Origin of the sequence: Rossellomorea sp. y25, from assembly GCF_038049935.1 — a bacterium.
GTDB lineage: Bacteria > Bacillota > Bacilli > Bacillales > Bacillaceae_B > Rossellomorea.
In genome coordinates this window covers 1,470,558-1,494,251 of the sequence record NZ_CP145886.1, presented here as the reverse complement: position 1 = coordinate 1,494,251, position 23,694 = coordinate 1,470,558, and the positions used below count along the sequence as shown (strand labels likewise).

Below are 23,694 nucleotides of genomic sequence, written 5' to 3'. Positions count from 1 at the left end.
GATGAACCATTCATTGGGCATTATGACCCTTACCCCACAAGTAGCGAACAGCTACTTTCTAGAAATTGCGAAGCAGTCCCTCTCTTATCCTATTGATCTGTATCTGTTCTCTCCCAAAGGAATATCTCCTTTACACGAAACGGTGGACGGATACTATTTCAATAAGGAGTCACAAACATGGGAAACTGAAGCCTTTGAAATTCCCGAATATATCTATGACCGTACGTATTATCAGAAGGATATTCAGTCCCGTCAAGCAAAGGCCGTCGTTCAGTGGTTAAAAAACCAGAAGCATATTCGATTTCTCGGGTATGGATTACCAAATAAATGGCATCTTTACGAAAAACTTAAAAAGACTCCTCTCTCCCCTTATTTACCTGAAACGTACCTTGTGACCGATGAAAATCATTTATTAAATCTTCTTACCGAGTATAAAGATATAATCATCAAACCAGTCGATGGGGCGCATGGATATGCCGTTTACCATCTCGTGATAAGCAAACAGGGCATAGTCGTCCGAACAACGAAAAAGCAAGGGATCATGGAACAATCCTTTCCTAACAAAGAGATCATTCTTAAGTGGCTGAACCGAATTCTTCAGAAACACACATTCATTTGTCAAAAGCGCCTCCTCAATCTGACGAAAGAGGATGCCCCTTTTGATCTTCGCATTCTTCTGAATAAAGACGCTTATGGAGACTGGAGAGAATTTCAACGGGCGATCCGAATAGGGGAAGAGAAAGGAATTCTGACCAATATCAGCCGGGGGGCTTCTTATAGATCATATAGTGATTGGAAGGCTTTGCAGGATTCCTCATGGGACTTTATTGAAGAAGAACTCACAGACATATTGGAAGAAATGCCTTTAATACTAGAAGAACAGTTTTCATCTCTTTTTGAAATTGGGGTGGATCTCATTATTGCTGAAGATCGGTCACTGTGGATACTGGATATGAACTCTAAGCCAGGACATAAAATAGTCGATGAATTATGCCCTGAGAAGCTTTCTTCTCTATTCCAAGCTCCTTTAGATTATTGTGATTTCATGGCATCGCAATGTCTCTCATCACTAAAACGAGGTGATTTCTAATGCTTAAAACGTACAAAATAGAACAATTTCAAGATGAAGAAAGCCTTCTCTACCTTCCCTCTGGTTTCAAGCTGGAGGGAAAAACGCTCCCTCATACGGTGATCCTTGGAACTGCAAGGCAATCCGCCGAATGTAAGCGTCATCCGAACGGACGTAACGTGATAGGCATTAGCTCGGGTTTAGCTGCGAAGATCCATCTTCCTTCGAAAGTAAAGTCCCTTTCACTCTTGTGTAAAGAGGATTGTTTATATGCAGGGGTGCTCATAGGAATATTCACCTCTGGATTCACAAGCTTTCGCTTAAGTCCCATTGGTGAGCGCTCCTATTTTTTCAAAAAACTCTTATCTGTTCAATCATCCCTGGGAGTCATTCCCTTTGTGTTCGGGGAGCGACATATTGATTGGGAGAATGGGCTCGTAAAGGGGTATTTTCATTTCGGAGAAGGATGGGAAATCGAGGAGATCCCTTTTCCCAATGTCATTTATGACAGACTGCCAAACCGCCGCAGTGAAAAACGGAAAACATATCAAAACATCAAAGAGAGGTTACAGAGGGAGTACGGTATTCCCTGGTACAATCCAGGGTTCTTTAATAAGCTTGATTTGTTTGAACGACTGGAAAACGACTCTTCTGTCCAGCATTTCCTCCCAGAAACACACCCATTCCAATCTTTTGATGAGATGGAACGCATGCTAGCCATATACCATAATATTTACTTAAAACCAAAAAACGGCAGTCTTGGGAACGGCATTCACAAGATTACGTTTAGCCGCTCAACCCAGGAGTATTACTGTCGGTTCAGAGATCAAGAACACAAAAACCGTTTACTGAGATTCAAAACCTTGGAGCAACTTGCCAATACAGTCTTTAAACATCGAAACCTTAACACCTTTATCGTTCAACAAGGGATTTCTTTATTGCATGAAAACAATCGTCCAATCGACTTCCGGGTGCATACGAACAAAGATGAAGAAGGTGCCTGGCAGGTAAGCGCAATGGCTGGAAAAATTGCCGGATCCGGGAGTGTGACAACCCATGCCAATAACGGAGGAGAAGTGAAGATTCTATCCGAGCTGTTTACTGATGAAGCGGATCGACAATCTATTGAAGATGCACTTAAGGACGCTGCTATAAAACTTTCTCATGCCATTGAAAGAAATCTGGAAGGATATATTGGAGAAATCGGCTTTGACTTCGGAGTGGACGAAAATCACCGTATTTGGATGTTCGAAGCAAACTCTAAGCCGGGAAGATCGATCTTTTCCCACCCGCACTTAAAAAGCTTTGACTTACTAACAAGAAAGCTCGCCTTATCATTCGGAATCTTTCTTACTCAGCAAAGCTTGAATCATCCAGAGGAAATGATTCCATGAATATCCTGTATGATCGGGTAAAGAAAACCTTTTTTCATGAGGAAAAATCCATTACGACATTTGGATTTGCGAAGAATTCATTTCTTCTTTCTTCCAAAGATTCAAAGGACTGCTATCAATTTACAATCACCTCTCAGCAAAAGAACATCCCGGCGATCCCGTTGATCGGGATCGTCGCAAGTAAGGAAGAAAGCAATAAATACAAGGGGAACTTTGAATTGTTCAGGTCGATTCAACAAGACGTAGAACAGGCTGGGGGGATTTGCTTCGTCTTTTCCCCCCAGGATGTATTCGGAGAAACCATTTCGGGGATTATGTACAATCAGCCTTTGAACAAATGGGTAAAATGCTTATTCCCTGTTCCGAACGTCATTTACAATCGGGTGCCCTCGAGGCATGCAGAGGAAAATCAAGCGTATGAAAAGCTGATTCATTTCATCAACAAACACAAGATCCCCTTCTTCAACCCCCATTTCTTTAATAAATGGAAAATTCACGAGCTTCTTTCCAGGAGCCTTGAACTCGCACCTTACCTGCCTAAAACTGAACTTGTAGCAAATGAAGAATCCTTTACCCGCTTTCTTACAACACATAAAAAAGTGTATGTGAAACACTCACTTGCCTCTCAAGGAAAAGGAATCAGACTTATTGAGGTGGATTCCAAAGGACGTATTCTATGCAAAAGCATCAAGAAAATGGAGAGGTTTTTGAACGTATCCCGCCTACTACAATCCTATAGCGAATGGTTTAAGAGTAATCAATGGATCATGCAGGAAGCGGTTTCCTGTAAAACATTGCATGATCACCGTTATGACTTCCGGATTTTAGTGCTTCACACGGGAGAAGATTTTCGTTTAATCGGTATCGGTGTCCGCATGTCCCAGCGGCAGGAAGTCACAACTCATGTACCTACTGGAGGAAAGATCATTTCACTCAAAGAAGTGGCGGACTCTCAAACAAAAAAGGAGATCTCATTGATCGTTCAAGCCTGTGGAGAAGAGCTGGCTAAATCCTTTGGGTATGTAGGAGAATTTTCCATCGACTTAGCTCCGAGGGAACAAGGGGGATTTGTATTATTTGAAATCAATTCAAAGCCCATGAGCTTTGATGAAGAAGAAATTGAAAACAAACGGAGACAACAGCTTGTCCGCACATTTCTCACACTCAGCGCAAAAAATACCTAAGGTTGAATCCCGTTGGTTCAACCTTTTTCATTTTTTCCCTATCGTAATGAATTATAGATGGTAGAAAACCGCGTAGCATGTTCCATTTCATCTGTCATGGCAATAAACAGGGGCTTATATGCTTGTTGATTCGGAATTTCCAGCAGCATGTCCCGATAGAATTCTGCAGCCTCAAGCTCATCCTTCAATGCCCGGAGGACACCTTCTTTAAAAGTAGTAAACCCTACCTTCTCTTTCTTATGCTCGTAATACTCCCCCGTTAATAAATAATGGAGATATTGAAACATTTCATAATGCTCTTTTTCATCCTTCTGGGCATGATCGATAAACTCTACATATAATGGATTATTCGTCCGCCCTTTTAACTCTTTATAGAAATAATAGGCTGTCCATTCATCACTTATCGCCTTTTGCAAATCACGAATAAACGAATTCATTCTTCGTCCCTCCTCCATCTCTTCAGTAAATTCTATTAGAGGGGAATTCCATTTATGATACATTTAACAACCAATCCTACACACCTTGGATTAAAACGTTTACAATTAATAATGGAGGTGATGAACAATGATCCAACATTTTCAATACAAAAGCATGTTCGAAAATAAACAGCTGCCCGGCTGGACCTTTTCCTTTTATTTCAGCGGGTTGAAATACCAGGGAAATTACCATAAAGACGGGAGGATTGAATGGACCGGTCCCACTCCACCGACGGAGAAGGAAGAAACCCTCAAAAAGCAACTTCATGAACTGATGCTTTTCCATGTTTATGATTAATAAAATGTACATAACCCAAATGAGATAATAAATAAATTATTTCGTACATCATGCATAACTTCAGCCCCCTTTCCAAAACTAAAGAAAGGAGGCTGATAGGCATGAAAAAGGATAATATAGACGATCAATTCCTTCCAGATACGAATTATGAAGGAAAAGAAAAAGCATTTCTCGATGTTGACCGCTTCATCAACGAAGGAATGTCCGGCGGTTCCGTCCACATGAGGGAAAACACAACCAATATCGAAGAAGCAATCGAAATCACCGACCACGAAGAACCACCGAAATAGAAAAGCGGAGGGGGCTTGCCCAGAGGCGACAAGCATAAGATGAGAATGCCGGAAAGGCGCTTTTTGCCTTTTTGGCATTCTCATCTTATGACCTCGAGCCTCTAGCCACCGGAGCTGGACAAACAAAAAAGCTGCCAATCAAGGAGTCTTTCCCTGAGGCAGCTTTTTACCATTTATCGACTTCTGACAAGCATATTGACGGCTTCTTGAATAGCATCTTCTGCATTGATGCCCTCTTCTTCCGATTCACGTATGCAAGCTTCCAGGTTTTTGGCTACGATGAGGCCGATTGTACGGTCAACGGCAGTACGTACGGCAGATAATTGAGTCACAACATCTTTACAATGTTTTTCCTCTTCCATCATTTTCAACACGCCGCGGACTTGTCCTTCAAGACGTTTCATTCGATTCGTAACTTCTCTATTATATTCCATTTTGGACACCTCATAATGATTTATTCATTCTACAATAGTATTAAAATTAGTGAATTTTTGCAATCATGCACCCTTTGATTACTCGGACTATTTCAGTACAATATCATTATAACCTTTTTTACTATAATAATGAACAAAGAGGGATGACATGTTTACATCTTTACGTAAAAAATTTCCTGATGCTATAATCCAACACCATTATCCAACCAATCTTGAAGCTACAAAGATTTGGTTTACAAATGAAGCAGAAGATGAATACATAGGCATTGATAAAAGTGAGATCACTCCGGAGGAAATGGAGTTATTGCATTGCTTGTTCAAAGAAATTAAGAACCCGTCGGGACCCGGCAATGATTCTCCCCACTCTATGGAATGGTTCTCTTATTTATTTAAGAACGGACCAATCCCTTCAAATATAGCAGGAGAATTTCGTATCATTCAATTCTCCATGAAGGAAAGTTTGGACCAGCTTCTATTAAAAGAGGCGTTTCAACATCTTTTACCTCTCAACACGACTCTTATATTACTAGATGACAATATGGGGTTGCTCATTGAAGAGAAAAATGAATGGAATATGGATGAAGAGCAATTGCTATCGATTTCACATGTGATTGAATCGGACTTTTTCGTCAGCCTTTCATTTTTCATAGGTCAATTTCATGTAATGGATTCCTATTTCCCTCTCACTTTTAAATATGAGCAGGAGTTATTTTCGTTTTCCAGAACGGTTCAGAAGCAGTCATTCATTCATACCGTCGTGACAGTGCTGCCTGCATTCACCCTGCATCATTTACCTCAGGAGTGGAAAACACAGCTATTCTCGAAGGTTACCGAAACCTTCAGGGAAGATGCTGAACTGATTTATACCGTGAAGGCTTTTCTTGAAAACCAATCAAATATCAGTCAAACAGCCAAGAAATTATTCATGCACCGAAACAGCGTTCAGTATCGAATTGATAAGTTTATTGAAAAAACCACTATTGATATTAAAACATTTCAAGGCGGTATATTAGCCTATTTCGCCTGCTTGAACTTTCAATCTGACAACCTGCCTAAAAAGGAGTAAGGAACTTTGTGCAGGTTGACCATATCGTTTTGAATCCGCTTTCTCTACAATGAAGCTATAGATGAAAACGATTGCATTTCAAGGAGGAGAAAGAAAATGGCTGAATTAAAATTAGATCATATCCACAAAATTTATGATGGGAAGGTAACGGCAGTAAATGACTTTAACCTTCACATTCAAGATAAAGAATTTATCGTATTTGTTGGACCATCGGGTTGCGGAAAATCAACTACCCTGCGCATGATTGCAGGACTTGAAGAAATTTCAAAAGGAAATTTCTCCATTGACGGAAAACGCGTGAATGATGTGGCGCCAAAAGACCGTGACATCGCCATGGTTTTCCAGAACTATGCCCTTTACCCACATATGAGCGTATATGATAATATGGCATTTGGCCTTAAATTACGTAAGTTCGATAAACAGGAAATTGACCGTCGTGTTCAAGAAGCGGCTAAGATCCTTGGCCTTGAAGCACTGCTTGATCGTAAACCGAAAGCACTATCAGGTGGTCAGCGTCAGCGTGTAGCACTTGGCCGTGCCATCGTCCGTGATGCGAAAGTGTTCTTAATGGATGAGCCATTATCCAACCTTGATGCTAAGCTTCGTGTGCAAATGCGTGCAGAAATCGCCAAGCTTCACCAACGTTTACAAACTACAACGATCTACGTAACACATGACCAAACAGAAGCCATGACAATGGCAACACGTATCGTTGTCATGAAGGATGGAGTCATTCAACAAGTTGGTTCTCCTAAAGAAGTATACGATAAGCCTGAAAATGTTTTCGTAGGCGGATTCATTGGATCACCTGCTATGAACTTCTTCCACGGATCCCTTGAAGAGGGGAAATTCGTTATCGGCAATGCTAAGGTATCGGTACCTGAAGGAAAAATGAAAGTACTTCGCGAGCAAGGTCATGTAGGCAAGAGCATCGTCCTGGGAGTGCGTCCTGAAGATATTCATGATGAGCCCCTTTTCTTAGATACTGCTGAAGGTGCCAAAATCACGGCGAAAATTGAAGTATCTGAATTGACAGGTGCTGAAACAATGCTTTACTCTCAATTAGAAGGACAAGAATTTGTAGCCCGCGTTGATTCCCGTACAGATATCGTGGCTGGTCAAACGATTGAACTTGCTTTTGACATGAACAAAGCCCACTTCTTTGATTCAGAAACTGAGTCAAGAATCCGATAAGAACATAAAAATGCCGCACTCATCTACGAGTGCGGCATTTTTTATATCGTTTAAAACTCTGTCAAATCAATGCTTTTCCCCTCTTCTTCCCCACATCGTACACATGTAAACAGATGCAGGCAAGTATCCGAGCAGCTGCTATTTGGTATGCCATCGGCTAATTGAACATGCTGTATATCCATATACGCACTGTACTCATCGTAAAAATCATAATATCTTCCCTGATCCGTTGTAGAGTCACCACACTTCTTGCAAAGCCCCCTATATTCAACGATTCCATTACATAATGCGCAAGCTTTCATGCTGTGTCACCATACTTTCAATCTAATCATTGTATAGTGTTATCCTTTTTACATTCATGATGATTTATGTAGAAAAATTATAGGTATTTAACAGGAATAAATTCCCTGTCCTCACTTTGAATATAATTCCCCGGAAAAACCATAATACCTAGTAACAAGGCAGCAACAAGCCTTCTTACACCCAACACGATGGGTTACACCATACTAAAGATGGTCGCTCATGGAATAGCGGGCTGGTGCAAATCCAGCTAACCCAACCAAAAAAACTTATACATTTTAAGGAGATGACAGATTATGCAACAGCAACAATCTCGCAGCAATTCATCTAACCAATTAGTAGCTCCAGGAGCTCAACAAGCAATCGACCAAATGAAGTACGAAATCGCTTCTGAATTTGGCGTACAATTAGGGCCAGATGCAACAGCTCGTGCTAACGGTTCTGTAGGTGGAGAAATCACTAAACGCCTAGTTCAAATGGCTGAACAACAAATCGGTGGCGGGTACCAACAATAATTAGCAATTTCATATGAATGGATCAAGCCCCCGGTTTTTGACTGGGGGTTTTAATTATGTCTGTTTGGCGTTATGAAAAGAACTGGCCCATTTTATTAGAGCCAGTTCTTCCTGTTATTTATTATGAACCATGTTCGCGGGATCGATCCATTCGTCATATTGCTCTTCTGTTAAGTAGCCAGATTCTATGGCTGCTTCCTTTAATGTAGAGCCATTATTGTGAGCTTTCTTAGCAATTTCAGCCGCTTTTTCATACCCGATATGAGGATTTAATGCCGTTACCAGCATAAGGGACCTTTGAACAAAGTCTTCTATTACCTCTACGTTCGCTTCAAGTCCTTTCACACACTTATCGTTAAATGACTTTATGCCATCTGTAAGCAGGCGTACGGATTGCAGCATATTATAGATGATGACTGGTTTAAATACATTAAGCTCGAAGTTACCTTGACTTGCGGCAAACCCTATAGCCGCATCATTTCCGAAAACTTGTGTCACTACCATCGTCACTGCTTCACTTTGGGTCGGATTCACTTTACCTGGCATGATTGAACTTCCTGGTTCATTCGCAGGTATCGTAATTTCTCCGATTCCACTTCTGGGACCGCTCGCTAACCACCTTACATCATTCGCTATTTTCATAATATCAGCAGCGAGGGCCTTTACAGCACCATGTACGTACACGATTTCATCATGGGACGTTAAGGCATGAAACTTATTATCAGATGAGACAAACTTGATGCCTGTTTGATTTTCTAATTGTCTTGCCACTTTGTCGCCGAATTTTGGATCGGCGTTAATCCCCGTCCCTACAGCCGTTCCCCCTATAGCCAGATTGACTAATCGATGAACGCTTTCTCTTAGCATGCTATAGGATCTTTCCATCATGGCCCGCCAACCGCTGATTTCCTGTCCCAGCGTCAATGGTGTTGCATCTTGAAGATGGGTACGGCCTATTTTAATGATGGATTGAAATTGGTTTTCTTTTTCTTTCAGTGTCGAGGTAAATTCCTGAAGGATCGGAAATAGCTTTGATTCGATTTCCTGATAAGCTGCGATATGCATCGCTGTCGGAAATGTATCATTGGAACTTTGGGACATGTTCACATCATCGTTGGGATGAACTTTTTCATCCACACTTTTTTCTTCAAGGATTTCATTCGCACGAAAGGCAATTACTTCATTTACATTCATATTGGATTGAGTACCGCTACCTGTTTGCCATACGACAAGCGGGAAATGATCATCCCATGTTCCTTCCAGTATTTCATCACATGCTGTACTGATCGCCTGCTGTTTCGCTTCTGAAAGCTTTCCAAGTGAATGGTTAACAACCGCAGCCGCTTTCTTTAGCTGGGCGAAGGCATATGTAACCTCAATGGGCATTTTCTCTGTACCGATTTGGAAGTTTTCTTTACTCCGTTGAGTCTGGGCACCCCAATATTTTTCTTTCGGCACCTTCATTTCTCCGATTGTGTCACGTTCAATACGATATTCCATTCTGGTTCCTCCCTTGTTTTGATCTTGTTATTACCATATTTCCACTAATCCTGGTGAACTAACCTTTTTCTGAGAAGTTTATTTGAGACTCATCAATTTATTCTTAGAAATTGTAACGTTGAGGTGTTCCTTCATGAATATAAAAAAGATGAATGAGCATCTGTCCCATTCATCTTTTACACTCTATTGTATTAAATTCAGGAATTGTTTCGTACGTTCATTCGTAGGGTTTTCGAAGACCTCCTGTGGCGTGCCTTCTTCTACGATATATCCGCCATCCATGAAGATGACCTTATCGGCTGCTTCTTTCGCGAATCTCATTTCGTGAGTAACGACAACCATGGTCATCCCTTCTTCGGCAAGATCCTTCATTACCTTCAGAACTTCTCCTACCAGTTCAGGATCGAGTGCAGAGGTGGGTTCATCGAAGAGCATCACTTCCGGCTCGATAGCGAGTGCTCTTGCGATTCCGACCCTTTGCTGCTGTCCACCTGAAAGCTGGAACGGATAGTAGTCAACTTTGTCACCCAATCCTACTTTTTTAAGCAGTCTGATGGCTTTTTCCCTAGTTTCAGACTTGTTACGCCTCTGTACAATAGTAGGTCCTTCCATGACGTTTTCCAGGGCTGTCATGTGAGGGAACAAATTGTAGTTTTGGAACACCATCCCTGTCTTTCTTCTTAGTTTAATAAGCTCTTGCTTGGATACTTTTTTATTGAAATCAACGGAGGTACCGCCTATTGAAACGGTTCCGTCATTAGGGATTTCGAGGGCATTCAAACAACGCAGGAAGGTTGTTTTCCCAGAACCTGAAGGGCCGATCAGGACGATTACCTGTCCTTTATTCACCTCAACATTCATTCCCTTTAACACTTCTAATTGATCAAATCGTTTCGTTAATCCTTTGATGGAAATCATATTCAATCTCCTTTAATTTGTTGCGGCATATAATTACTTGGCAATATATCGATCTAGTCGTGTCTCGATACGGCCTTGAATGATGGATAAGATAAAGCAAATGATCCAGTACAAGAGGGCAGCTTCCATGTACATAAGCAGGAACTCATAGTTGGTCGCAGCAATCTCCTGTGCTTTTCTGAACATTTCTGTTACAAGAATCAATGAAGCCAGCGACGTGTCCTTCACCAGACTAATGAATGAATTCGATAACGGCGGGATGGATACACGAGTAGCTTGGGGCAGGATGATTCTCTTTAAAGCTTGTGAATACGTCATACCGATGGAATAGCCTGCTTCCCATTGACCCTTGGGAATCGATTGAATCGCTGCACGGACGATTTCAGAGGAGTAGGCACCTTTATTTAATGAGAAAGCAATGATGGCAGACGGGAACGGATCAAACTTTATTCCAAGTGTCGGTAAGCCGTAGAAAATAATGAACAATTGAACAAGTAATGGTGTTCCCCTAATGGCAGATACATAAAATCGGGCAATTCCTCTTAAAATCGATACATTGGACAAACGGGCAAGTGCAGTAAGGACGGCCAGGATCATTCCTAAAGCAAAAGAAATCAGCGTCAGAGGGATAGAATAATACAAAGCTCCCTCTAGCATTGGAAGCAGGGAGCTTTGTAGTATATCAATCATTGCTTCGGGATCCTGGTAGATACTACTTAGGAGATACATCTTCTCCGAACCATTTCTCAGAAATCTCTTTGTACGTACCGTCTTTCTTCATTTCCTCTAACGCTTTGTTAACTTCTTCTACTAACTTGTCGTTTCCTTTACGGAACATCAGACCACTTTGTCCGGCCTCTTCAGCTTCAGCAGCTATTTTGACATTTGCGTTCGGCTGTTTCTTTAAATAGTCAAGAATTGAAATTTTATCGTTTACAGTTACATCTACTCTGCCTTGCTCAAGAAGTTGGATAGATTGTGCCAAGCCTTCAACGGGCTGAATTTCCGCCCCATTTTTTTCAGCGATATCTCTATAGTTACTTGTCAGAGATTGAGCAGAAGTTAATCCTTTAATATCTTCAAATGTCTTCACATCGTTATTGTCTTTGGATACAACCACTACTGCACTTGATTCGATATATGGTGTTGAGAAATCATATTTCTCCTGGCGATCTTCACGAATCCCCACTTGGTTTGCAATTACGTCAAAACGCTTAGAGTTCAAGCCTTCAAACATCGCGTCCCATTGTGTTTCCTGGAATTTCGCTTCAACGCCCAGACGCTTTGCTACTTCACGGGCAATCTCTACATCAAATCCAGTCAGTTCCCCGGATTCGTCGTGGAATGTGAAAGGAGGGTATGTACCTTCCGTTCCAACAAGTAATTCTCCTTCTTCCATGACTTGGTCGTATAGTGATGTTTTAGAGTCTTCTTTAGAATCACCACTTGATTCTTCTTTATCATTAGATTGACCACACGCAGCTAATACCATGGATAAAGCTATTAGCATGATGATGGATAATTTCCATTTTTGCATCGTATAACCCCCACTATTCTTATCGGATTTAAATTCGTTACGATTGTCATCATAAAACGAGACAAGAAATAAGTCAACATAAAAGTTTTCAATTCGAGACTTTTTTTATTCTTCTCCTTCCTAGTATGTAACCTGAGATGCAGATTCATGTAAATAATAACGATTTTGCGGTACACTATTTCCATAGTGAGACTGGAGGTCATAATGATGAAAATCGCTTTATTCGGAAGCACCGGGCGGGTCGGTTCTGTTGTCTTTCAACAAGTAAAATCTGTACATGAGGTAAACCGTCTGATAAGGAGCGAAACTGATAGAGAAGCGTGCAGCAATGATATTGTAGGCGATGTACTGAACGAAGAAGATGTGATGAGAACCATTGAAGGCTGTGACACGGTAATCAGCTGCTTGAATACAGATAAAAACGACGTACTCACAAGGAGTATGCCCAACCTCTTAAAAGCCATGAGATATCATGGAGTGAAAAGAATCATTACCTGTGGTACCGCAGGGATCCTTCAATCCCGAAAAGATTCAGCAGTATTTCGATTCCAGTCAAGTGAATCTAAACGAAGAAGCACAACTGCTGCCGAAGACCATTTAAGAGCCTATTTCATCTTAAAAGCCTCAGAGATGGACTGGACGATTGTCTGTCCAACCTATTTACCTGATGGAGAAAGACTGGGAATATACCGAACGGAAAAGGAAGTCCTGCCTCCTGAAGGAAAAAGCATCTCCATGTATGACACCGGGGATTTTATCTACCAACAGCTCGAGGATGATAGATATATCAGAACTCGTGTGGGGATTTGTTATTGAGTGTTTGGGACGCAGGTCTCTTGTCTCAGGCTCTACCAAAAAGAAATAGGGACAGTCCCCTGTCCCTACTACTCATTATTTGAAAATAGTTGAAATGATTTCGTCTGTTGTCATTCCGCTCTCCACTTCGAAAGTACCCGGACGCAAATCATTTTCAAGTCCGCGCTTTTCAACTTCTTTGTAGAAGTCGAGGCCGCTTTTGATGATGTTTGCGTTCTCCAGGGCATTCCCGACGTCAATGCTGGTCATTCCGGTAGACACGGTCAACATTGTACGATAAACGACACTGTCATCGTTTTTCCGCTCTTTAATGTCTTCCTTTTCTTCTTCCTGCTTCTCGTTCATGGCAGCGAGCTGCTTATTCCATTCATCTTCGGTATGTATAACAAAGCCATTGGAAGTAAGTTGTTTTACCATTTCTTCTTCTGTGAGTTTCTCCGTTTTAACGGTTTCCGCTTTCCCTGTGCTTTCGGCTTCAGTAGGACCAAACATATATACAGACCCAATTACAGTGGTTGCAATTAATAGACCTGCAGCAAAACTGCGCAATGAATTAGGTGTCACTCTCATTGTGCTACTAAGCCCCTTTCAGCCTTTTGGGCCCTAAATGGCGCAAGCAGATGTTCTACTTCATTAGGCTTCAGCTTTGTTTTTCCCGCTATGCTTTCAATGGAATAGCCCCTTTTATACAAATCAAGCATCTCACGCAGCAGGGTGCGCTCCTCAGATCCCGCTAATGCAACCCCTGCCTGCTGGGCTGTAATTTCGGCATCCAATTGAATATTTCGTAACTGCTTCTCCAGTTCATGAACCTCATTCAACACAGAAATCGATACATGCTCTATCTGTTGCTCAAGCTGCGAGTTGGTTTGTGTCGTTTTAATAAACGATAAAATGAGCAGCACAACTGCTGTCCCAAATAAAATGGCGATTGCCCATCCCATCATAGGATCCTCCCTTTATGAAACTTTTTTATCAATTAAATTATACATTGATAAAGGGAGAAATTCGATTTAAAACGACAAAATCCCACGAAAGTCCTGTTTTCTTAACAGGAAATAGTATTTTTGCTTGAATGACAGGGTATAATTGGTGACCCCTTTGGCGTTTTTCTACCAAAAAGAGTCCGTTTTTATCCAAAAACACAAAATTTGTTGGGATTTGGGGATTTTGGGATTTTATTTTCAAATTCCCAACTTTTATTTTCAAACGCACATCCTACCCCCTATATGTCTCCTCGGACTCCATCACAAACATTTCACCTTCCACACGCTCCACAGATCCCCTCTGCTTCCCATCCCCTTTCCTGATTCTCTTCACTCTCCCCTTGTCACCCAACAGTACCCGTTGAAGCGATGTCGCCATAAGATTATAGGAAAGCACAGTGAATGATAATGCAATAAGGGGCACAAAAAGAATCCACGGTGCCACCATCAGTTCAAAGTAGGCTTTCCCGATATTTCCTGCCCATTCATTGGAAAGAGAAAACAATCGCGTTACTCCCATCATGATTTCCCTTTCTACAGCCCCTCCCAGGAAAATCTCAAGAAAGCCGAGATGAGCAAATAATATCAGTACCGCCACATTTCGCTGAAAAAACAACAAGATCAGACGCGGGAATAAATTTCTCAGGATATGCCTCCGATACAAAGATAAGCCACTTGCTCCCAACGTTCTGGCACTCAGGACAAACTCTTCCTGGAGCACTTTCTTAATCTCTTTGGATAGGACTACAATCAATGGCGGAATGCCGATCAGCGTCAGGATGAAGATCTGAATACTTATCACTTTCACAAATGCCTTTTCCGGTTCATCGATGACGAAACTGATTGGTGAAAGGAGCATGAAGGCGATGACAGCCATGGGGATATAGACCATGGACTCTACCAACTCTTCAAATACCCTTTGCACTTTTTTAAAGAAGTTTATAAAGATCACTGATAATGAAAAAGCCAGTACCACCTGAAGAAGGCTGATGATCAATCCAATGATGATGGTAAACTTCGCCCCCTGAATGACATATGACCATAAGGGTAGACCCAATCGATCTGACCCGAACGGAGGCAGCTCAGCCGGTGTGAACGGCGGCCCCACTGTTTCGCCGTTATAGTTAAAGAAACTATACATCTTCACCTTTTCTTCTATAAATGGTTCATACAAAAAACTCAGCACTAATAGGCCCGTAATGAATAGGAACCCAATGAGAAACTGTGGCTGCTTCCAGAGATCTTTAAGCATAGGTCCCGTCCTCCTTTAGTCCGATGCTCTTCTTCATGCGCATCTCAATCAAAGTAAAGACCAGATAGAATGGGAGGAAGATGACAGTGGAAATAATCACAAAAGTGAATTCACTCGACCAGATCAGTAAATCCATTATCCCCCTCATATTGAACAATCTTTCTAATATAAACAAATTGGATAGCATAAAGGAGAAAATGATTTTGGATCGGTAGAATAGGCTGTAGACTACGTTCCTGAAACCATGTGTCACTATGACTTGAAATGCATTGAGACCTTTCCCCCTGGCGAGCTCTATGTACGGTTTCCGGTCTTCCTCTTTCAGCAGGAGAACGATGGTTTTAATTAAGAATACGGTCGGCACGATCGTTAAGCAGGTGACCGGCAACAGGTATAATTCTTCACCCGTCATGGCAATATCCCCTATTAACACACCGGTATGACGGAAATACATCACTACAGCCAGTTGAATACCGATGATGATGAATACATCGGGAAGCGATTCGAGGATATTCACCAGACTTAAGAACGCACGTTGCATCCATTTGGAAGAAAGAGAGATGAATAAACTGATTAAAAATGAAATTCCAACCGCCAATCCCAGAGAAAATACGAATACCTTCATGGAGTAGAAATATCGTTCAGCCAGAACATCCTGAAGCGGATATTCCTTACTCAGAACAAACAAGATCCACTGATCCTGTTGAAAGATTCGTGAGAATACATGATAAATTCCTAGGAAATATTCTTTCGGATAAAAGCCAAATGAGCTTCCTTGATCATTCATCATCAAATAATATAATTCCGTGTTTCCTCCTCCATAGAATAAGACGGGCAGCACGCTTATCAGTATAAAGCCCACAATAATAAGTACGAGTTTACGAAGTGCCTTCATGATTTCCCCCTTGTGATTGTCTCTATCTATTTACTGTTCTTGTAAGAGGTGACAAAATCCTTTTTCTGGATAAATTTTAAAAAAGAAAAGCACCCGACTCTATCAGTCGGATGCTTCCCGTGTCCTATCCTGCCTTATCACCTTTTGCCCCCTGCTGGAGCTGGTACATTTGATGGTATCGTCCCATCCGCTTCATCAATTCGTCATGATTGCCCCGTTCGACGATTTCCCCTCGATCTAAAACCAGTATTTGATCGGCATTCTTAATCGTAGAAAGTCGATGAGCGATGATGAAGGTCGTTCTTCCCTTCTTCAACACTTCCATCGCTTCTTGAATGATGGCTTCCGTCTCTGTATCAATACTCGACGTCGCTTCATCCAAAATCAGGATCGCTGGATTAAAGGCGAGAGCCCGTGCAAAGGAAATCAATTGACGCTGCCCTGAAGAAAGAGTGCTTCCTTTCTCGATCACGGGTTCGTCATAGCCGTTCTCAAGGTTTTTGAACACCTTTTCCGCACCAACGGCCTTGAGTGCTTCTTCCACCTGTTCCCTCGAAATCCGAGGATCATCAAGACTTACGTTGGATGCGATTGTACCCGTAAACAAATAAGGATCCTGTAAGACAATCCCCATATGCTCGCGAATTGTTTGATAGGGAATATCGACAATGTCTTTTCCGTCAATCAGGATTTTTCCTTCATTGCTATCGTAGAAACGGAATAATAGATTCATGATCGAGCTTTTCCCTGAACCTGTGTGTCCCACCAGGGCAACAGTTTCGCCTCTGCTTGCGGTAAACGTGATATCCTTCAATACATATTCATTTTCCTTGTACCCAAAGAAAACATTCTCAAAGCTGACATTTCCCTCATAACGATTCATTTTCTCATCTTCAACAGAAGTTCCACTCTCTTCTAGCAGTCGGAAAACCCGCTCCCCTGCCACTAGTGCCTGTTCAAGGTTCGCAAGCTGATTTACGATTCCTGTCACCGGCTGGAACAAACGGTTGATGTAATCGACAAAGGCATATAGTACGCCCAATGTTACCACCGATCCTACTCCGGTAGAGGCTCCTCCGAAATACCATATGAATGCCACGAAGGTGATATTTCTTAATACCCCTACAAGGTTATGGGAGGTCATTGAATTTAAGCTTAAAAGTTTATTTTGATATTTGAAGTGAGTTTCGTTCAAGTCTTCGAATTCTTCGTTTGTTTTCTTCTCTCTGCTGAAAGCCTGAATGATGTTCATGCCCTGTATCGATTCATTGATCATGGCATTGATATCGCTCACTTTCGATCTGATGATGTGATTGTATTTAGACGCATAAATACGGTACAGGTACGTCCATACAACCAGAATCGGGATCAGGATCAAGCAGATGGCCGCCAATTTCGCATCAAGTATAAAGAGTGCTATATAAATTCCAATAATATAAATCGTACTTGAGAAAAAAGTCGATAAAACTGTTACATACAGGTCTCTGATCGCTTCGGTGTCGTTTGTGATCCTCGCTACGACCTTCCCTGCCGGCAGATTATCAAAATAACGGATCGGCAGCTTCTGGATATGCTGAAAAACGTCATTACGCATTTTCTGAATCACACGGTTTGCAGCTTTCTGAAGGTAGAATCGCTGACCGTATTGGAAAAAGGCGGCGATTACCAATAAGCCAAAATAAAAGGCAATCAATTTGATAATTTTCGGGATTTCCGGATTATAAAAACGCAGCAGCTCGTTTCCCTTCAATTTTTGGGCGGGATAAGTTGCTGACTCATCCCCTTTTGTAATGGTCATTTCCCCTGCTGTGACAGATCGTTCACCATCAAAGGAAACACTAGAAGGAACGAAATAAAATGCTCTTCCCACTTGAAGAATACGGATGTCTTCCCCTTTGCTCTCCCCTTCAGAGAAATATTGATCACGCTTATACCAATTGCCCTCATAGGAAACAGCTTCTTTTCCCTCCACTGTTTCATACCAGGTTGATTCTATTCCAAGAATATGATCATCGATCAGTTTTTTTGCAATGAAAGGTCCTGCAAGTTCTGCCGCTACTGACACACTAAGCATCAAAAGGGCAGCAATAATGATTTTTTTGTAAATAAGGGCATAATCGACTAGTTTTCTTCCGACGTTCATGCGCCCACCTCCTCTAGTGAGGAATCTTCAACTTGTTGGCGATCGAATTGTTCTTTATACCAACCACCGTTTTCAAGGAGTCGTTCATGTACCCCTTCTTCTACCACTTTTCCATCTTCAAATACGATGATCCAATCTGCATGCTGAACCGCCGAGAGACGATGAGTCGTAATAATCGTTGTTTTTCCATCACGTTCTTTTCTTATATTGTCAATGATCTTTGCTTCTGTCTTGGCGTCAACAGCGGATAGCGAGTCATCAAGGATCAGTATTTCCGGATTTTTGATAAGTGCCCGGGCTATCGAAATCCGTTGCTTCTGACCACCTGAAAGCGCCACACCCTTTTCTCCTACAAGAGTGGTCAATCCGTCCGGAAGCATTTCAAGATCTTTTTTGAAATCAGCCAGTTCAATGGCTTGTTCCAGGTCTTGTTCAGTCGCATCATGTCTGCCGAACAGAATGTTTTCTCTAACGGTCCTTGAGAAAAGGACATGATCCTGGGGTACGTAGCCGATCCAGTCCCTTACCTGCTGGATGGTCAAGTCACTGATCGGGACACCTCCTATGGATAAAGCCCCTTTTCCGGCAGGGTATTCACGGAGGAGCTGCTTGATAAAGGTCGTTTTTCCACTTCCAGTCTTCCCGACGATTCCAAGAGTGCTTCCTTGATGGATATTCACATTAATATGGGACAGATTTAACACTTGTGAGGATGGATATTGAAAGTCCACATCCTTAAACCCTATGCGATCAGGAGAATCTATCCATTGAGGAGTCTCAGAATCCTGGACGTCCTGAACATAATCAAGGGTCTCCTGAACCCGGTCAAGTGAGGCATTTCCGCGCTGCATGACATTTATTAACTCACCAATGGCAAACATCGGCCAAATCAGCATACCGAGATACACATTAAAGGAAACAAGCTCTCCCAATGTGATCGACTGATGAAACACAAGATATGCCCCGTAGCCGAGTCCAATTAAATAACTTAGCCCTACAAGTACTTTTATGGTAGGTTCAAAGAGTGAGTCAATCTTTGCCACTCCTATATTCTTGTTATATACATCTTCTGTCATATCAGCGAAACGCTTCTCATCAGCTCTTTCCTGGACGTACGCACGAATGACACGAACGCCCGCAATGGACTCAAGCACTTTATCATTCAAGTCCCCGAATGAATCCTGAGCTTCCGTAAATCTCTTATGAATTCTCGCACCGTACACCTTCATCAACATTGCCATGATCGGCAATGGCAGTATAGCCGCTATGGTCAGTTTCCAGCTGATAAGAAATCCCATTGTAAAAAGGATCGTTAACATAAAGACACTGGAATCGATTAAGGTCAACACTCCGAAACCGGCTGTGACCGAGATAGCCTTCAGGTCATTCGTTGCCCTTGCCATTAAATCTCCCGTACGATTTTTCTCGAAAAACGTCGGTGTCATCTTTAACAAATGTCCCATGAATTTACTGCGGAGCTTCCGTTCAACCAGAAAGGCCCCTCCAAATAATTGATACATCCACACATACGTCATTGCGTACGATATGATAGCGATCCCGGCGATCAACCACAGATATTCCCCTACGACATCCCACGTCATCGCACCCAGGTGAATGTCATCAATGGCATTTCCGACAAGCTTAGGGGGAATCACATCAAGGATTCCGACAATCGTCAATAGAACGATCGCCACCGTATATCTCTTCCAATTTTCAATAAAAAACCATGATAATTTCTTAAAAATACTAAACATTCCACATTACCTCCTCTTGTTGATTTTCTTCACTATCCGCCTTCTGTCTCCACAGCAGACATCATCTTCTTCATTTGAATGATTAACATATTCATTTCCTCCTTCTAAATTAGGTATATATGTGATCAAGGATGGTCCTTGGGTACACCTAAACGAAAAAAAGACAGACGCTTAAGGCTTTTAACACTAGATCTGATAGAGGTTTCCTTTCGAATCCCCACCAATCTGTTGCGCCTTAAAACGTCCGTCTTTGTTTTTGGACATACAAAAGCACAGATTATATGCATAACCTGTGCCATTAATATTCATATTTCAGAATGATTAAGGAGTTACTGGTTATGTGATGATATGAAATTGGCTGCTGGTACTCCATGAATTGTATACACTTTCATCATCACAAACCCTCCATTCATTTTTATTATTAATTCCATTAATAACCATACTATACGCTTGAAATTGTGTCAATATTATTTTTATTATTAATTTTCTATATACTATATGTGATACCACATCAATAGTGAACCACCATTATTCTACGCTTTCACTTTTCATTTATTCCACGACGACAGCCGTTCCGTAAGCAATAATTTCTGAAGCATTCTGCATGACGGCAGAGGTTTCTAAACGAACGGCAATAACGGCATTTGCACCTTTTTGAGAAGCTTCTTCCATCATACGATCTATCGCCTGTTTCCTTGCCTCCTCCATCAACTCACTGTATTCGCTTATTTCTCCACCAATAATAGTTTTAAGACCGGCAATAATGTCTTTGCCAATATGCTTGGCTTGTACGGTACTACCCCTTACAAATCCTTTTAATTCTTTTACTTCTTTACCTGGTACAAAATCGGTTGTCACAATAATCATGATTCCCTCTCCCCTGCCTTGAATTTTCTCCAAATCTTCTTTGCAAATATGAAATAAAAGATAAGTGGAAACGGGCACTGAATCAATCCCCAGATCCCCCAGAACCAATAGTTATGTCCGTTCTTCCGGGCATCGATAAACAGGTAAATACTTTGAGTCAGAAGGATCGGAATGACAAGGGGTAAAATATATAGTTCTTCTTTCGTCATATCCTTTTCACCTTTTTCGTATATGTTATGCCAGTAAAGATCGAGGCTCCCACAAAGATGGCGACTTGAAGGAGAAGAAATAGAATTGGCATTTGAAATAACGTAAGGGAAAACACAGTCAAGATACAACAGGCCAGAAGAAGAAAGATGGTGAGATCTCGTTTAAACCTTGCTTTAAGCTCCACTTGCTTATCCTCTACTAATTGCTCGAACCACTGCAGGGACGGGGTGCTTTCGTCAATGTCTTCATCAATTGACTGGAATCCCTCCTCCAGTAATTTCTTTAATTCATCGTTATGTTCCTGATGATTGTTCATCTATTTTCAACTCCTTCCTCAGCCGGATGATCCCATGATGAACACGGGATTTCACTGTCCCAGGTGGCACTTCTGTCATTTGACCAATCTCTTCATAGGAATAACCGTAGTAATGTTTAAGGATGATAGGGAGCCTGATATCTTCTGATAGTGTGGATAGGGCTGCCAGCACATCATTCCATTCTTCATTCCTTGACTCCATCTCCCATTTTAATTTTCTAACGTTCACTTCTTCATTCTGCCAGTTCTGTTCTCTTTTCTTTTTACGCTGCAGATCAATATAACGATTGGTTGCGATGGAAATCAGCCATGATGAAAATTTTGATTTCCCATTGTATTGATGAATCTTCTCTACACATTTTGCCATTGTATCCTGAGCAAGCTCCTCTGCCTGATCCCGATTCATTGTCACTTTCATTAAGTATTTCACTAGAAAAGGATAATGCTCTCGAAAAAGAATAGCAAAGGCTTCGTGATTCCCTTTTTTCGCCCGTTTGATCAGATCTCTCTCTTCCATCCTTTACTGTCCTTTCTTTCCACCCCAGCCTGCGAGTTCATTAATAAGACGCACAAGAAGAAAAATCGTTCATAAAATCATTATACTTTTTTTGAAATATTTTCATTCTATTTTCAAAAGCCTTTTTTCGCAAAGATTGTTTCTTTATAACATTGGATCTGCCAGGGCTCTGTCAATCAGTGTGTGCTGGATGGTGAGGAGAACCGCTCCGCTTGCAGCTAGCGTTCGGCCGAGCCAGCCCCGCGGAAAGCGAGCATCCTGTAGCGGAAATCAACTACTTCTTCTCTAAAATAGCAACAAACTTTTCGGGAAATCCCACAATAAAGCCCTCTATGAATAGCCCTTTTCTATTCATAGAGGGAATCTCACTTAGCCATTCAGAACAGCAGGCTGAGCATTCTTTTCTTCTTTCACATATTTAGGTAGAATGATGGTGTAGAAGATACCTACTATGATTAGGCATCCTCCAACGAGCCAGTAGAGCATTTCAACGGTTACGACGGTAGGGAATGTCAAGGCAATCACTCCCAGTGTAATCGATTGTGACAGCATCATAAGAGGATTGATCCACCCTTGCACCCTGCCCATCATTTTTGGATCAATGATGCTCGGCATCCATCCTCCGATGGCAATATTCACAAGGGGTAACCCCAATGCGGCAAAAAAGATGATCGTGAGGAAGATCCAAGTCGCAGGCGCAAAAGATGCTGCGATGATAAATGTTCCGGAAATAACCAGCCCTGCAACGATCAACACATGAAACTTATACTTCTGAGCAAGCATCGAAGAGAAGATACTGCCGATCAATACACCCGCGCCGAATGCGACACCTAATAGAATCGAATATTCTTCATAAGACTCTGGGGCTAATTTATATTTCAATATAAAAATAGGAATGACCGAGAATCCGCCGTTCACAATTCCAAATACGACAAACCCTCCAATTAAGGATAACAACAGCTTGTGATTCAGAATATAATTCATCCCCGCTGTAAAATCCTTCCTCACAGACTGAATGTTCAAGTCTGTCCACGTATGCTTGCCGTTTGGAAGACGAACCTCTTCAGGAATGATACATTTCCTGATTAAGATGGCAGAAATAACGAATGTAACAAAATCGACTGCAATCGCACCGTAGATCCCCGCCGTCCAATATACAAAGATGGCCACTGCATTTCCAAGTAACATAAACAAGCTCATCACCATCTGATTCAAGCCGGCGGCCGTTGAATAATCATCTTTCGAAAGCACTCCTTGCAATATCCCCTGTTCAGCAGGAAAGAAAAACTTCTGAACGCCGCTTCGTAGAAACAAGATCGTAAATATGAGGGGCAGCCAGCCAATGTAGATGGCCCCGAATAATAAAAGTGTAAGGAACGCACTGATTGTATCACAGTGATAGGCGATTTTTTGCCGGTCCATTCTGTCAGCGAATACTCCAACAAGAAAGAAGACGAGAAGAGTGGGTAATGAGTACATCATTTCAGTCAGGGAAGCATACATGGGTTGCTCGGAAAACCGATCCAGCAGATAAAACATAAAGGCAGTCAAACCAATCACACTTCCCATATGCGAAGTGAAATTAGCAAAAAATAACTTTAGAAATATTGGATTCTTAAAGATTTCGATCATTTTTTTCATGAATAACCGTCTCCCATCAATGATTAACTATCTTTATCATATAAGGAAGGTTAAGTGAACTTGAGGGTCTATTGGTGGTTTTTTCCTCCGTCTGTGGTCGGATGTGGATCGGGAGGCTGGAA

Annotated in this window: 28 protein-coding genes; 9 read left to right on the top strand and 19 right to left on the bottom strand. The window is 41.7% G+C overall.

Annotated elements, in window-relative coordinates; genetic code table 11:
- The first annotated feature begins 1 nt into the window (after position 1).
- Genes AAEM60_RS07450 through AAEM60_RS07440 form a run of 3 tightly spaced genes read left to right on the top strand, consistent with a single transcriptional unit; the run spans position 2 to position 3,647 of the window.
- Positions 2-1,090, top strand: a complete 1,089-nt coding sequence (locus tag AAEM60_RS07450) for a YheC/YheD family protein (protein WP_341357747.1) — start codon at positions 2-4, stop codon at positions 1,088-1,090.
- Positions 1,090-2,463, top strand: a complete 1,374-nt coding sequence (locus tag AAEM60_RS07445; RefSeq protein ID WP_341357746.1) for a YheC/YheD family protein — start codon at positions 1,090-1,092, stop codon at positions 2,461-2,463. Before AAEM60_RS07450 ends, AAEM60_RS07445 begins: the two co-directional genes overlap by 1 nt.
- Positions 2,460-3,647, top strand: coding sequence for a YheC/YheD family protein (locus tag AAEM60_RS07440; protein ID WP_299739950.1), 1,188 nt, complete (start codon positions 2,460-2,462; stop codon positions 3,645-3,647). The genes AAEM60_RS07445 and AAEM60_RS07440 overlap by 4 nt, the downstream gene beginning before the upstream one ends.
- Positions 3,648-3,685: 38 nt before the next feature.
- Here the strand turns inward: AAEM60_RS07440 and AAEM60_RS07435 are convergent, their stop codons facing one another.
- Positions 3,686-4,084: a ferritin-like domain-containing protein gene (locus AAEM60_RS07435; protein ID WP_299739948.1), complete on the bottom strand. Its 399-nt coding sequence runs from the start codon at positions 4,082-4,084 to the stop codon at positions 3,686-3,688.
- Positions 4,085-4,211: 127 nt separating this feature from the next.
- Between AAEM60_RS07435 and AAEM60_RS07430 the strand changes: the two genes are divergently transcribed.
- Entirely contained in the window at positions 4,212-4,421 is a 210-nt protein-coding gene (locus tag AAEM60_RS07430; RefSeq protein WP_341357745.1) for a YheE family protein, read from the top strand.
- Positions 4,422-4,522: 101 nt separating this feature from the next.
- The gene (locus AAEM60_RS07425) at positions 4,523-4,711 is read left to right on the top strand and encodes a hypothetical protein (RefSeq protein WP_341357744.1); all 189 of its coding nucleotides are present in this window, start codon (positions 4,523-4,525) and stop codon (positions 4,709-4,711) included.
- Between the two features lie 173 nt (positions 4,712-4,884).
- Here AAEM60_RS07425 and AAEM60_RS07420 read toward each other — a convergent pair whose 3' ends face one another.
- Complete coding sequence (locus AAEM60_RS07420; protein ID WP_299739942.1) at positions 4,885-5,145, bottom strand: metal-sensitive transcriptional regulator; 261 nt, start codon at positions 5,143-5,145, stop codon at positions 4,885-4,887.
- 148 nt (positions 5,146-5,293) lie between these two features.
- Between AAEM60_RS07420 and AAEM60_RS07415 the strand changes: the two genes are divergently transcribed.
- Together AAEM60_RS07415 and ugpC are read left to right on the top strand one after the other, a co-directional pair.
- Complete coding sequence (locus AAEM60_RS07415; protein WP_341357743.1) at positions 5,294-6,211, top strand: helix-turn-helix domain-containing protein; 918 nt, start codon at positions 5,294-5,296, stop codon at positions 6,209-6,211.
- A 96-nt stretch (positions 6,212-6,307) separates the two neighbouring features.
- A complete protein-coding gene (gene ugpC, locus AAEM60_RS07410; protein ID WP_341357742.1) occupies positions 6,308-7,405 on the top strand; it encodes a sn-glycerol-3-phosphate ABC transporter ATP-binding protein UgpC in 1,098 nt (365 codons plus the stop codon).
- 50 nt (positions 7,406-7,455) lie between these two features.
- Here ugpC and AAEM60_RS07405 read toward each other — a convergent pair whose 3' ends face one another.
- Complete coding sequence (locus tag AAEM60_RS07405; protein WP_299739936.1) at positions 7,456-7,707, bottom strand: hypothetical protein; 252 nt, start codon at positions 7,705-7,707, stop codon at positions 7,456-7,458.
- A gap of 294 nt (positions 7,708-8,001) precedes the next feature.
- Here AAEM60_RS07405 and AAEM60_RS07400 point away from each other — a divergent pair, with 294 nt between their 5' ends.
- On the top strand, positions 8,002-8,220 hold the full coding sequence (locus AAEM60_RS07400) for an alpha/beta-type small acid-soluble spore protein (protein WP_064091756.1): 219 nt from the start codon (positions 8,002-8,004) through the stop codon (positions 8,218-8,220).
- A gap of 114 nt (positions 8,221-8,334) precedes the next feature.
- Here the strand turns inward: AAEM60_RS07400 and fumC are convergent, their stop codons facing one another.
- From fumC to AAEM60_RS07380, 4 genes are all read right to left on the bottom strand, one after another.
- Positions 8,335-9,720, bottom strand: a complete 1,386-nt coding sequence (fumC, locus tag AAEM60_RS07395; RefSeq protein WP_299739932.1) for a class II fumarate hydratase — start codon at positions 9,718-9,720, stop codon at positions 8,335-8,337.
- Positions 9,721-9,903: 183 nt separating this feature from the next.
- Positions 9,904-10,638 (bottom strand): amino acid ABC transporter ATP-binding protein, encoded by a 735-nt coding sequence (locus AAEM60_RS07390; RefSeq protein WP_341357741.1) that lies wholly within the window; start codon positions 10,636-10,638, stop codon positions 9,904-9,906.
- 33 nt (positions 10,639-10,671) lie between these two features.
- Positions 10,672-11,367, bottom strand: a complete 696-nt coding sequence (locus AAEM60_RS07385) for an amino acid ABC transporter permease (protein WP_113971234.1) — start codon at positions 11,365-11,367, stop codon at positions 10,672-10,674.
- A complete protein-coding gene (locus tag AAEM60_RS07380; protein ID WP_299739926.1) occupies positions 11,351-12,175 on the bottom strand; it encodes an amino acid ABC transporter substrate-binding protein in 825 nt (274 codons plus the stop codon). The genes AAEM60_RS07385 and AAEM60_RS07380 overlap by 17 nt, the downstream gene beginning before the upstream one ends.
- 204 nt (positions 12,176-12,379) lie before the next feature.
- On the opposite strand from AAEM60_RS07380, the gene AAEM60_RS07375 reads away from it, so the two are divergent.
- The gene (locus AAEM60_RS07375; protein ID WP_341357740.1) at positions 12,380-12,991 is read left to right on the top strand and encodes an SDR family oxidoreductase; all 612 of its coding nucleotides are present in this window, start codon (positions 12,380-12,382) and stop codon (positions 12,989-12,991) included.
- A gap of 75 nt (positions 12,992-13,066) precedes the next feature.
- Here the strand turns inward: AAEM60_RS07375 and AAEM60_RS07370 are convergent, their stop codons facing one another.
- The 12 genes from AAEM60_RS07370 to AAEM60_RS07315 all read right to left on the bottom strand — a co-directional run bounded on the left by AAEM60_RS07370 (position 13,067) and on the right by AAEM60_RS07315 (position 23,572).
- Positions 13,067-13,561 carry a hypothetical protein gene (locus AAEM60_RS07370; RefSeq protein ID WP_299739924.1) on the bottom strand — a complete coding sequence of 165 codons (495 nt, stop codon included), beginning with the start codon at positions 13,559-13,561 and terminating at the stop codon, positions 13,067-13,069.
- Positions 13,558-13,938, bottom strand: a complete 381-nt coding sequence (locus AAEM60_RS07365) for a hypothetical protein (RefSeq protein ID WP_299739922.1) — start codon at positions 13,936-13,938, stop codon at positions 13,558-13,560. Before AAEM60_RS07365 ends, AAEM60_RS07370 begins: the two co-directional genes overlap by 4 nt.
- Positions 13,939-13,975: 37 nt before the next feature.
- Positions 13,976-14,206: a hypothetical protein gene (locus AAEM60_RS07360; protein WP_341357739.1), complete on the bottom strand. Its 231-nt coding sequence runs from the start codon at positions 14,204-14,206 to the stop codon at positions 13,976-13,978.
- A gap of 3 nt (positions 14,207-14,209) precedes the next feature.
- Entirely contained in the window at positions 14,210-15,229 is a 1,020-nt protein-coding gene (locus AAEM60_RS07355) for an ABC transporter permease subunit (RefSeq protein ID WP_299739918.1), read from the bottom strand.
- Positions 15,222-16,124: an ABC transporter permease subunit gene (locus AAEM60_RS07350; RefSeq protein ID WP_341357738.1), complete on the bottom strand. Its 903-nt coding sequence runs from the start codon at positions 16,122-16,124 to the stop codon at positions 15,222-15,224. The genes AAEM60_RS07355 and AAEM60_RS07350 overlap by 8 nt, the downstream gene beginning before the upstream one ends.
- A 124-nt stretch (positions 16,125-16,248) precedes the next feature.
- Positions 16,249-18,267, bottom strand: coding sequence for an ABC transporter ATP-binding protein (locus AAEM60_RS07345; protein ID WP_299739914.1), 2,019 nt, complete (start codon positions 18,265-18,267; stop codon positions 16,249-16,251).
- The gene (locus AAEM60_RS07340; protein ID WP_299739912.1) at positions 18,264-20,021 is read right to left on the bottom strand and encodes an ABC transporter ATP-binding protein; all 1,758 of its coding nucleotides are present in this window, start codon (positions 20,019-20,021) and stop codon (positions 18,264-18,266) included. Before AAEM60_RS07340 ends, AAEM60_RS07345 begins: the two co-directional genes overlap by 4 nt.
- A 552-nt stretch (positions 20,022-20,573) precedes the next feature.
- Positions 20,574-20,888, bottom strand: a complete 315-nt coding sequence (locus AAEM60_RS07335) for a YbjQ family protein (RefSeq protein ID WP_299739910.1) — start codon at positions 20,886-20,888, stop codon at positions 20,574-20,576.
- A complete protein-coding gene (locus AAEM60_RS07330; protein ID WP_113971228.1) occupies positions 20,885-21,097 on the bottom strand; it encodes a sigmaY antisigma factor component in 213 nt (70 codons plus the stop codon). The genes AAEM60_RS07335 and AAEM60_RS07330 overlap by 4 nt, the downstream gene beginning before the upstream one ends.
- Complete coding sequence (locus AAEM60_RS07325; protein WP_299739908.1) at positions 21,094-21,414, bottom strand: YxlC family protein; 321 nt, start codon at positions 21,412-21,414, stop codon at positions 21,094-21,096. Before AAEM60_RS07325 ends, AAEM60_RS07330 begins: the two co-directional genes overlap by 4 nt.
- Complete coding sequence (gene sigY, locus AAEM60_RS07320; protein ID WP_299739906.1) at positions 21,392-21,931, bottom strand: RNA polymerase sigma factor SigY; 540 nt, start codon at positions 21,929-21,931, stop codon at positions 21,392-21,394. Before sigY ends, AAEM60_RS07325 begins: the two co-directional genes overlap by 23 nt.
- 369 nt (positions 21,932-22,300) lie before the next feature.
- A complete protein-coding gene (locus tag AAEM60_RS07315; protein ID WP_299739904.1) occupies positions 22,301-23,572 on the bottom strand; it encodes an MFS transporter in 1,272 nt (423 codons plus the stop codon).
- Positions 23,573-23,694: the final 122 nt, after the last annotated feature.

Coding starts and splice junctions, on each gene's coding strand:
- AAEM60_RS07365 (WP_299739922.1), bottom strand. CDS start 13,938: ATGATGGGATGGGCAATCGCCATTTTATTTGGGACAGCAGTTGTGCTG.
- AAEM60_RS07375 (WP_341357740.1), top strand. CDS start 12,380: ATGATGAAAATCGCTTTATTCGGAAGCACCGGGCGGGTCGGTTCTGTT.
- AAEM60_RS07315 (WP_299739904.1), bottom strand. CDS start 23,572: ATGAAAAAAATGATCGAAATCTTTAAGAATCCAATATTTCTAAAGTTA.
- AAEM60_RS07430 (WP_341357745.1), top strand. CDS start 4,212: ATGATCCAACATTTTCAATACAAAAGCATGTTCGAAAATAAACAGCTG.
- AAEM60_RS07440 (WP_299739950.1), top strand. CDS start 2,460: ATGAATATCCTGTATGATCGGGTAAAGAAAACCTTTTTTCATGAGGAA.
- AAEM60_RS07330 (WP_113971228.1), bottom strand. CDS start 21,097: ATGACGAAAGAAGAACTATATATTTTACCCCTTGTCATTCCGATCCTT.
- AAEM60_RS07425 (WP_341357744.1), top strand. CDS start 4,523: ATGAAAAAGGATAATATAGACGATCAATTCCTTCCAGATACGAATTAT.
- AAEM60_RS07370 (WP_299739924.1), bottom strand. CDS start 13,561: ATGAGAGTGACACCTAATTCATTGCGCAGTTTTGCTGCAGGTCTATTA.
- AAEM60_RS07385 (WP_113971234.1), bottom strand. CDS start 11,367: ATGTATCTCCTAAGTAGTATCTACCAGGATCCCGAAGCAATGATTGAT.
- AAEM60_RS07345 (WP_299739914.1), bottom strand. CDS start 18,267: ATGAACGTCGGAAGAAAACTAGTCGATTATGCCCTTATTTACAAAAAA.
- AAEM60_RS07435 (WP_299739948.1), bottom strand. CDS start 4,084: ATGAATTCGTTTATTCGTGATTTGCAAAAGGCGATAAGTGATGAATGG.
- ugpC (WP_341357742.1), top strand. CDS start 6,308: ATGGCTGAATTAAAATTAGATCATATCCACAAAATTTATGATGGGAAG.
- AAEM60_RS07390 (WP_341357741.1), bottom strand. CDS start 10,638: ATGATTTCCATCAAAGGATTAACGAAACGATTTGATCAATTAGAAGTG.
- fumC (WP_299739932.1), bottom strand. CDS start 9,720: ATGGAATATCGTATTGAACGTGACACAATCGGAGAAATGAAGGTGCCG.
- AAEM60_RS07405 (WP_299739936.1), bottom strand. CDS start 7,707: ATGAAAGCTTGCGCATTATGTAATGGAATCGTTGAATATAGGGGGCTT.
- AAEM60_RS07445 (WP_341357746.1), top strand. CDS start 1,090: ATGCTTAAAACGTACAAAATAGAACAATTTCAAGATGAAGAAAGCCTT.
- sigY (WP_299739906.1), bottom strand. CDS start 21,931: ATGGAAGAGAGAGATCTGATCAAACGGGCGAAAAAAGGGAATCACGAA.
- AAEM60_RS07355 (WP_299739918.1), bottom strand. CDS start 15,229: ATGCTTAAAGATCTCTGGAAGCAGCCACAGTTTCTCATTGGGTTCCTA.
- AAEM60_RS07380 (WP_299739926.1), bottom strand. CDS start 12,175: ATGCAAAAATGGAAATTATCCATCATCATGCTAATAGCTTTATCCATG.
- AAEM60_RS07420 (WP_299739942.1), bottom strand. CDS start 5,145: ATGGAATATAATAGAGAAGTTACGAATCGAATGAAACGTCTTGAAGGA.
- AAEM60_RS07335 (WP_299739910.1), bottom strand. CDS start 20,888: ATGATTATTGTGACAACCGATTTTGTACCAGGTAAAGAAGTAAAAGAA.
- AAEM60_RS07325 (WP_299739908.1), bottom strand. CDS start 21,414: ATGAACAATCATCAGGAACATAACGATGAATTAAAGAAATTACTGGAG.
- AAEM60_RS07415 (WP_341357743.1), top strand. CDS start 5,294: ATGTTTACATCTTTACGTAAAAAATTTCCTGATGCTATAATCCAACAC.
- AAEM60_RS07400 (WP_064091756.1), top strand. CDS start 8,002: ATGCAACAGCAACAATCTCGCAGCAATTCATCTAACCAATTAGTAGCT.
- AAEM60_RS07350 (WP_341357738.1), bottom strand. CDS start 16,124: ATGAAGGCACTTCGTAAACTCGTACTTATTATTGTGGGCTTTATACTG.
- AAEM60_RS07340 (WP_299739912.1), bottom strand. CDS start 20,021: ATGTTTAGTATTTTTAAGAAATTATCATGGTTTTTTATTGAAAATTGG.
- AAEM60_RS07450 (WP_341357747.1), top strand. CDS start 2: ATGAACCATTCATTGGGCATTATGACCCTTACCCCACAAGTAGCGAAC.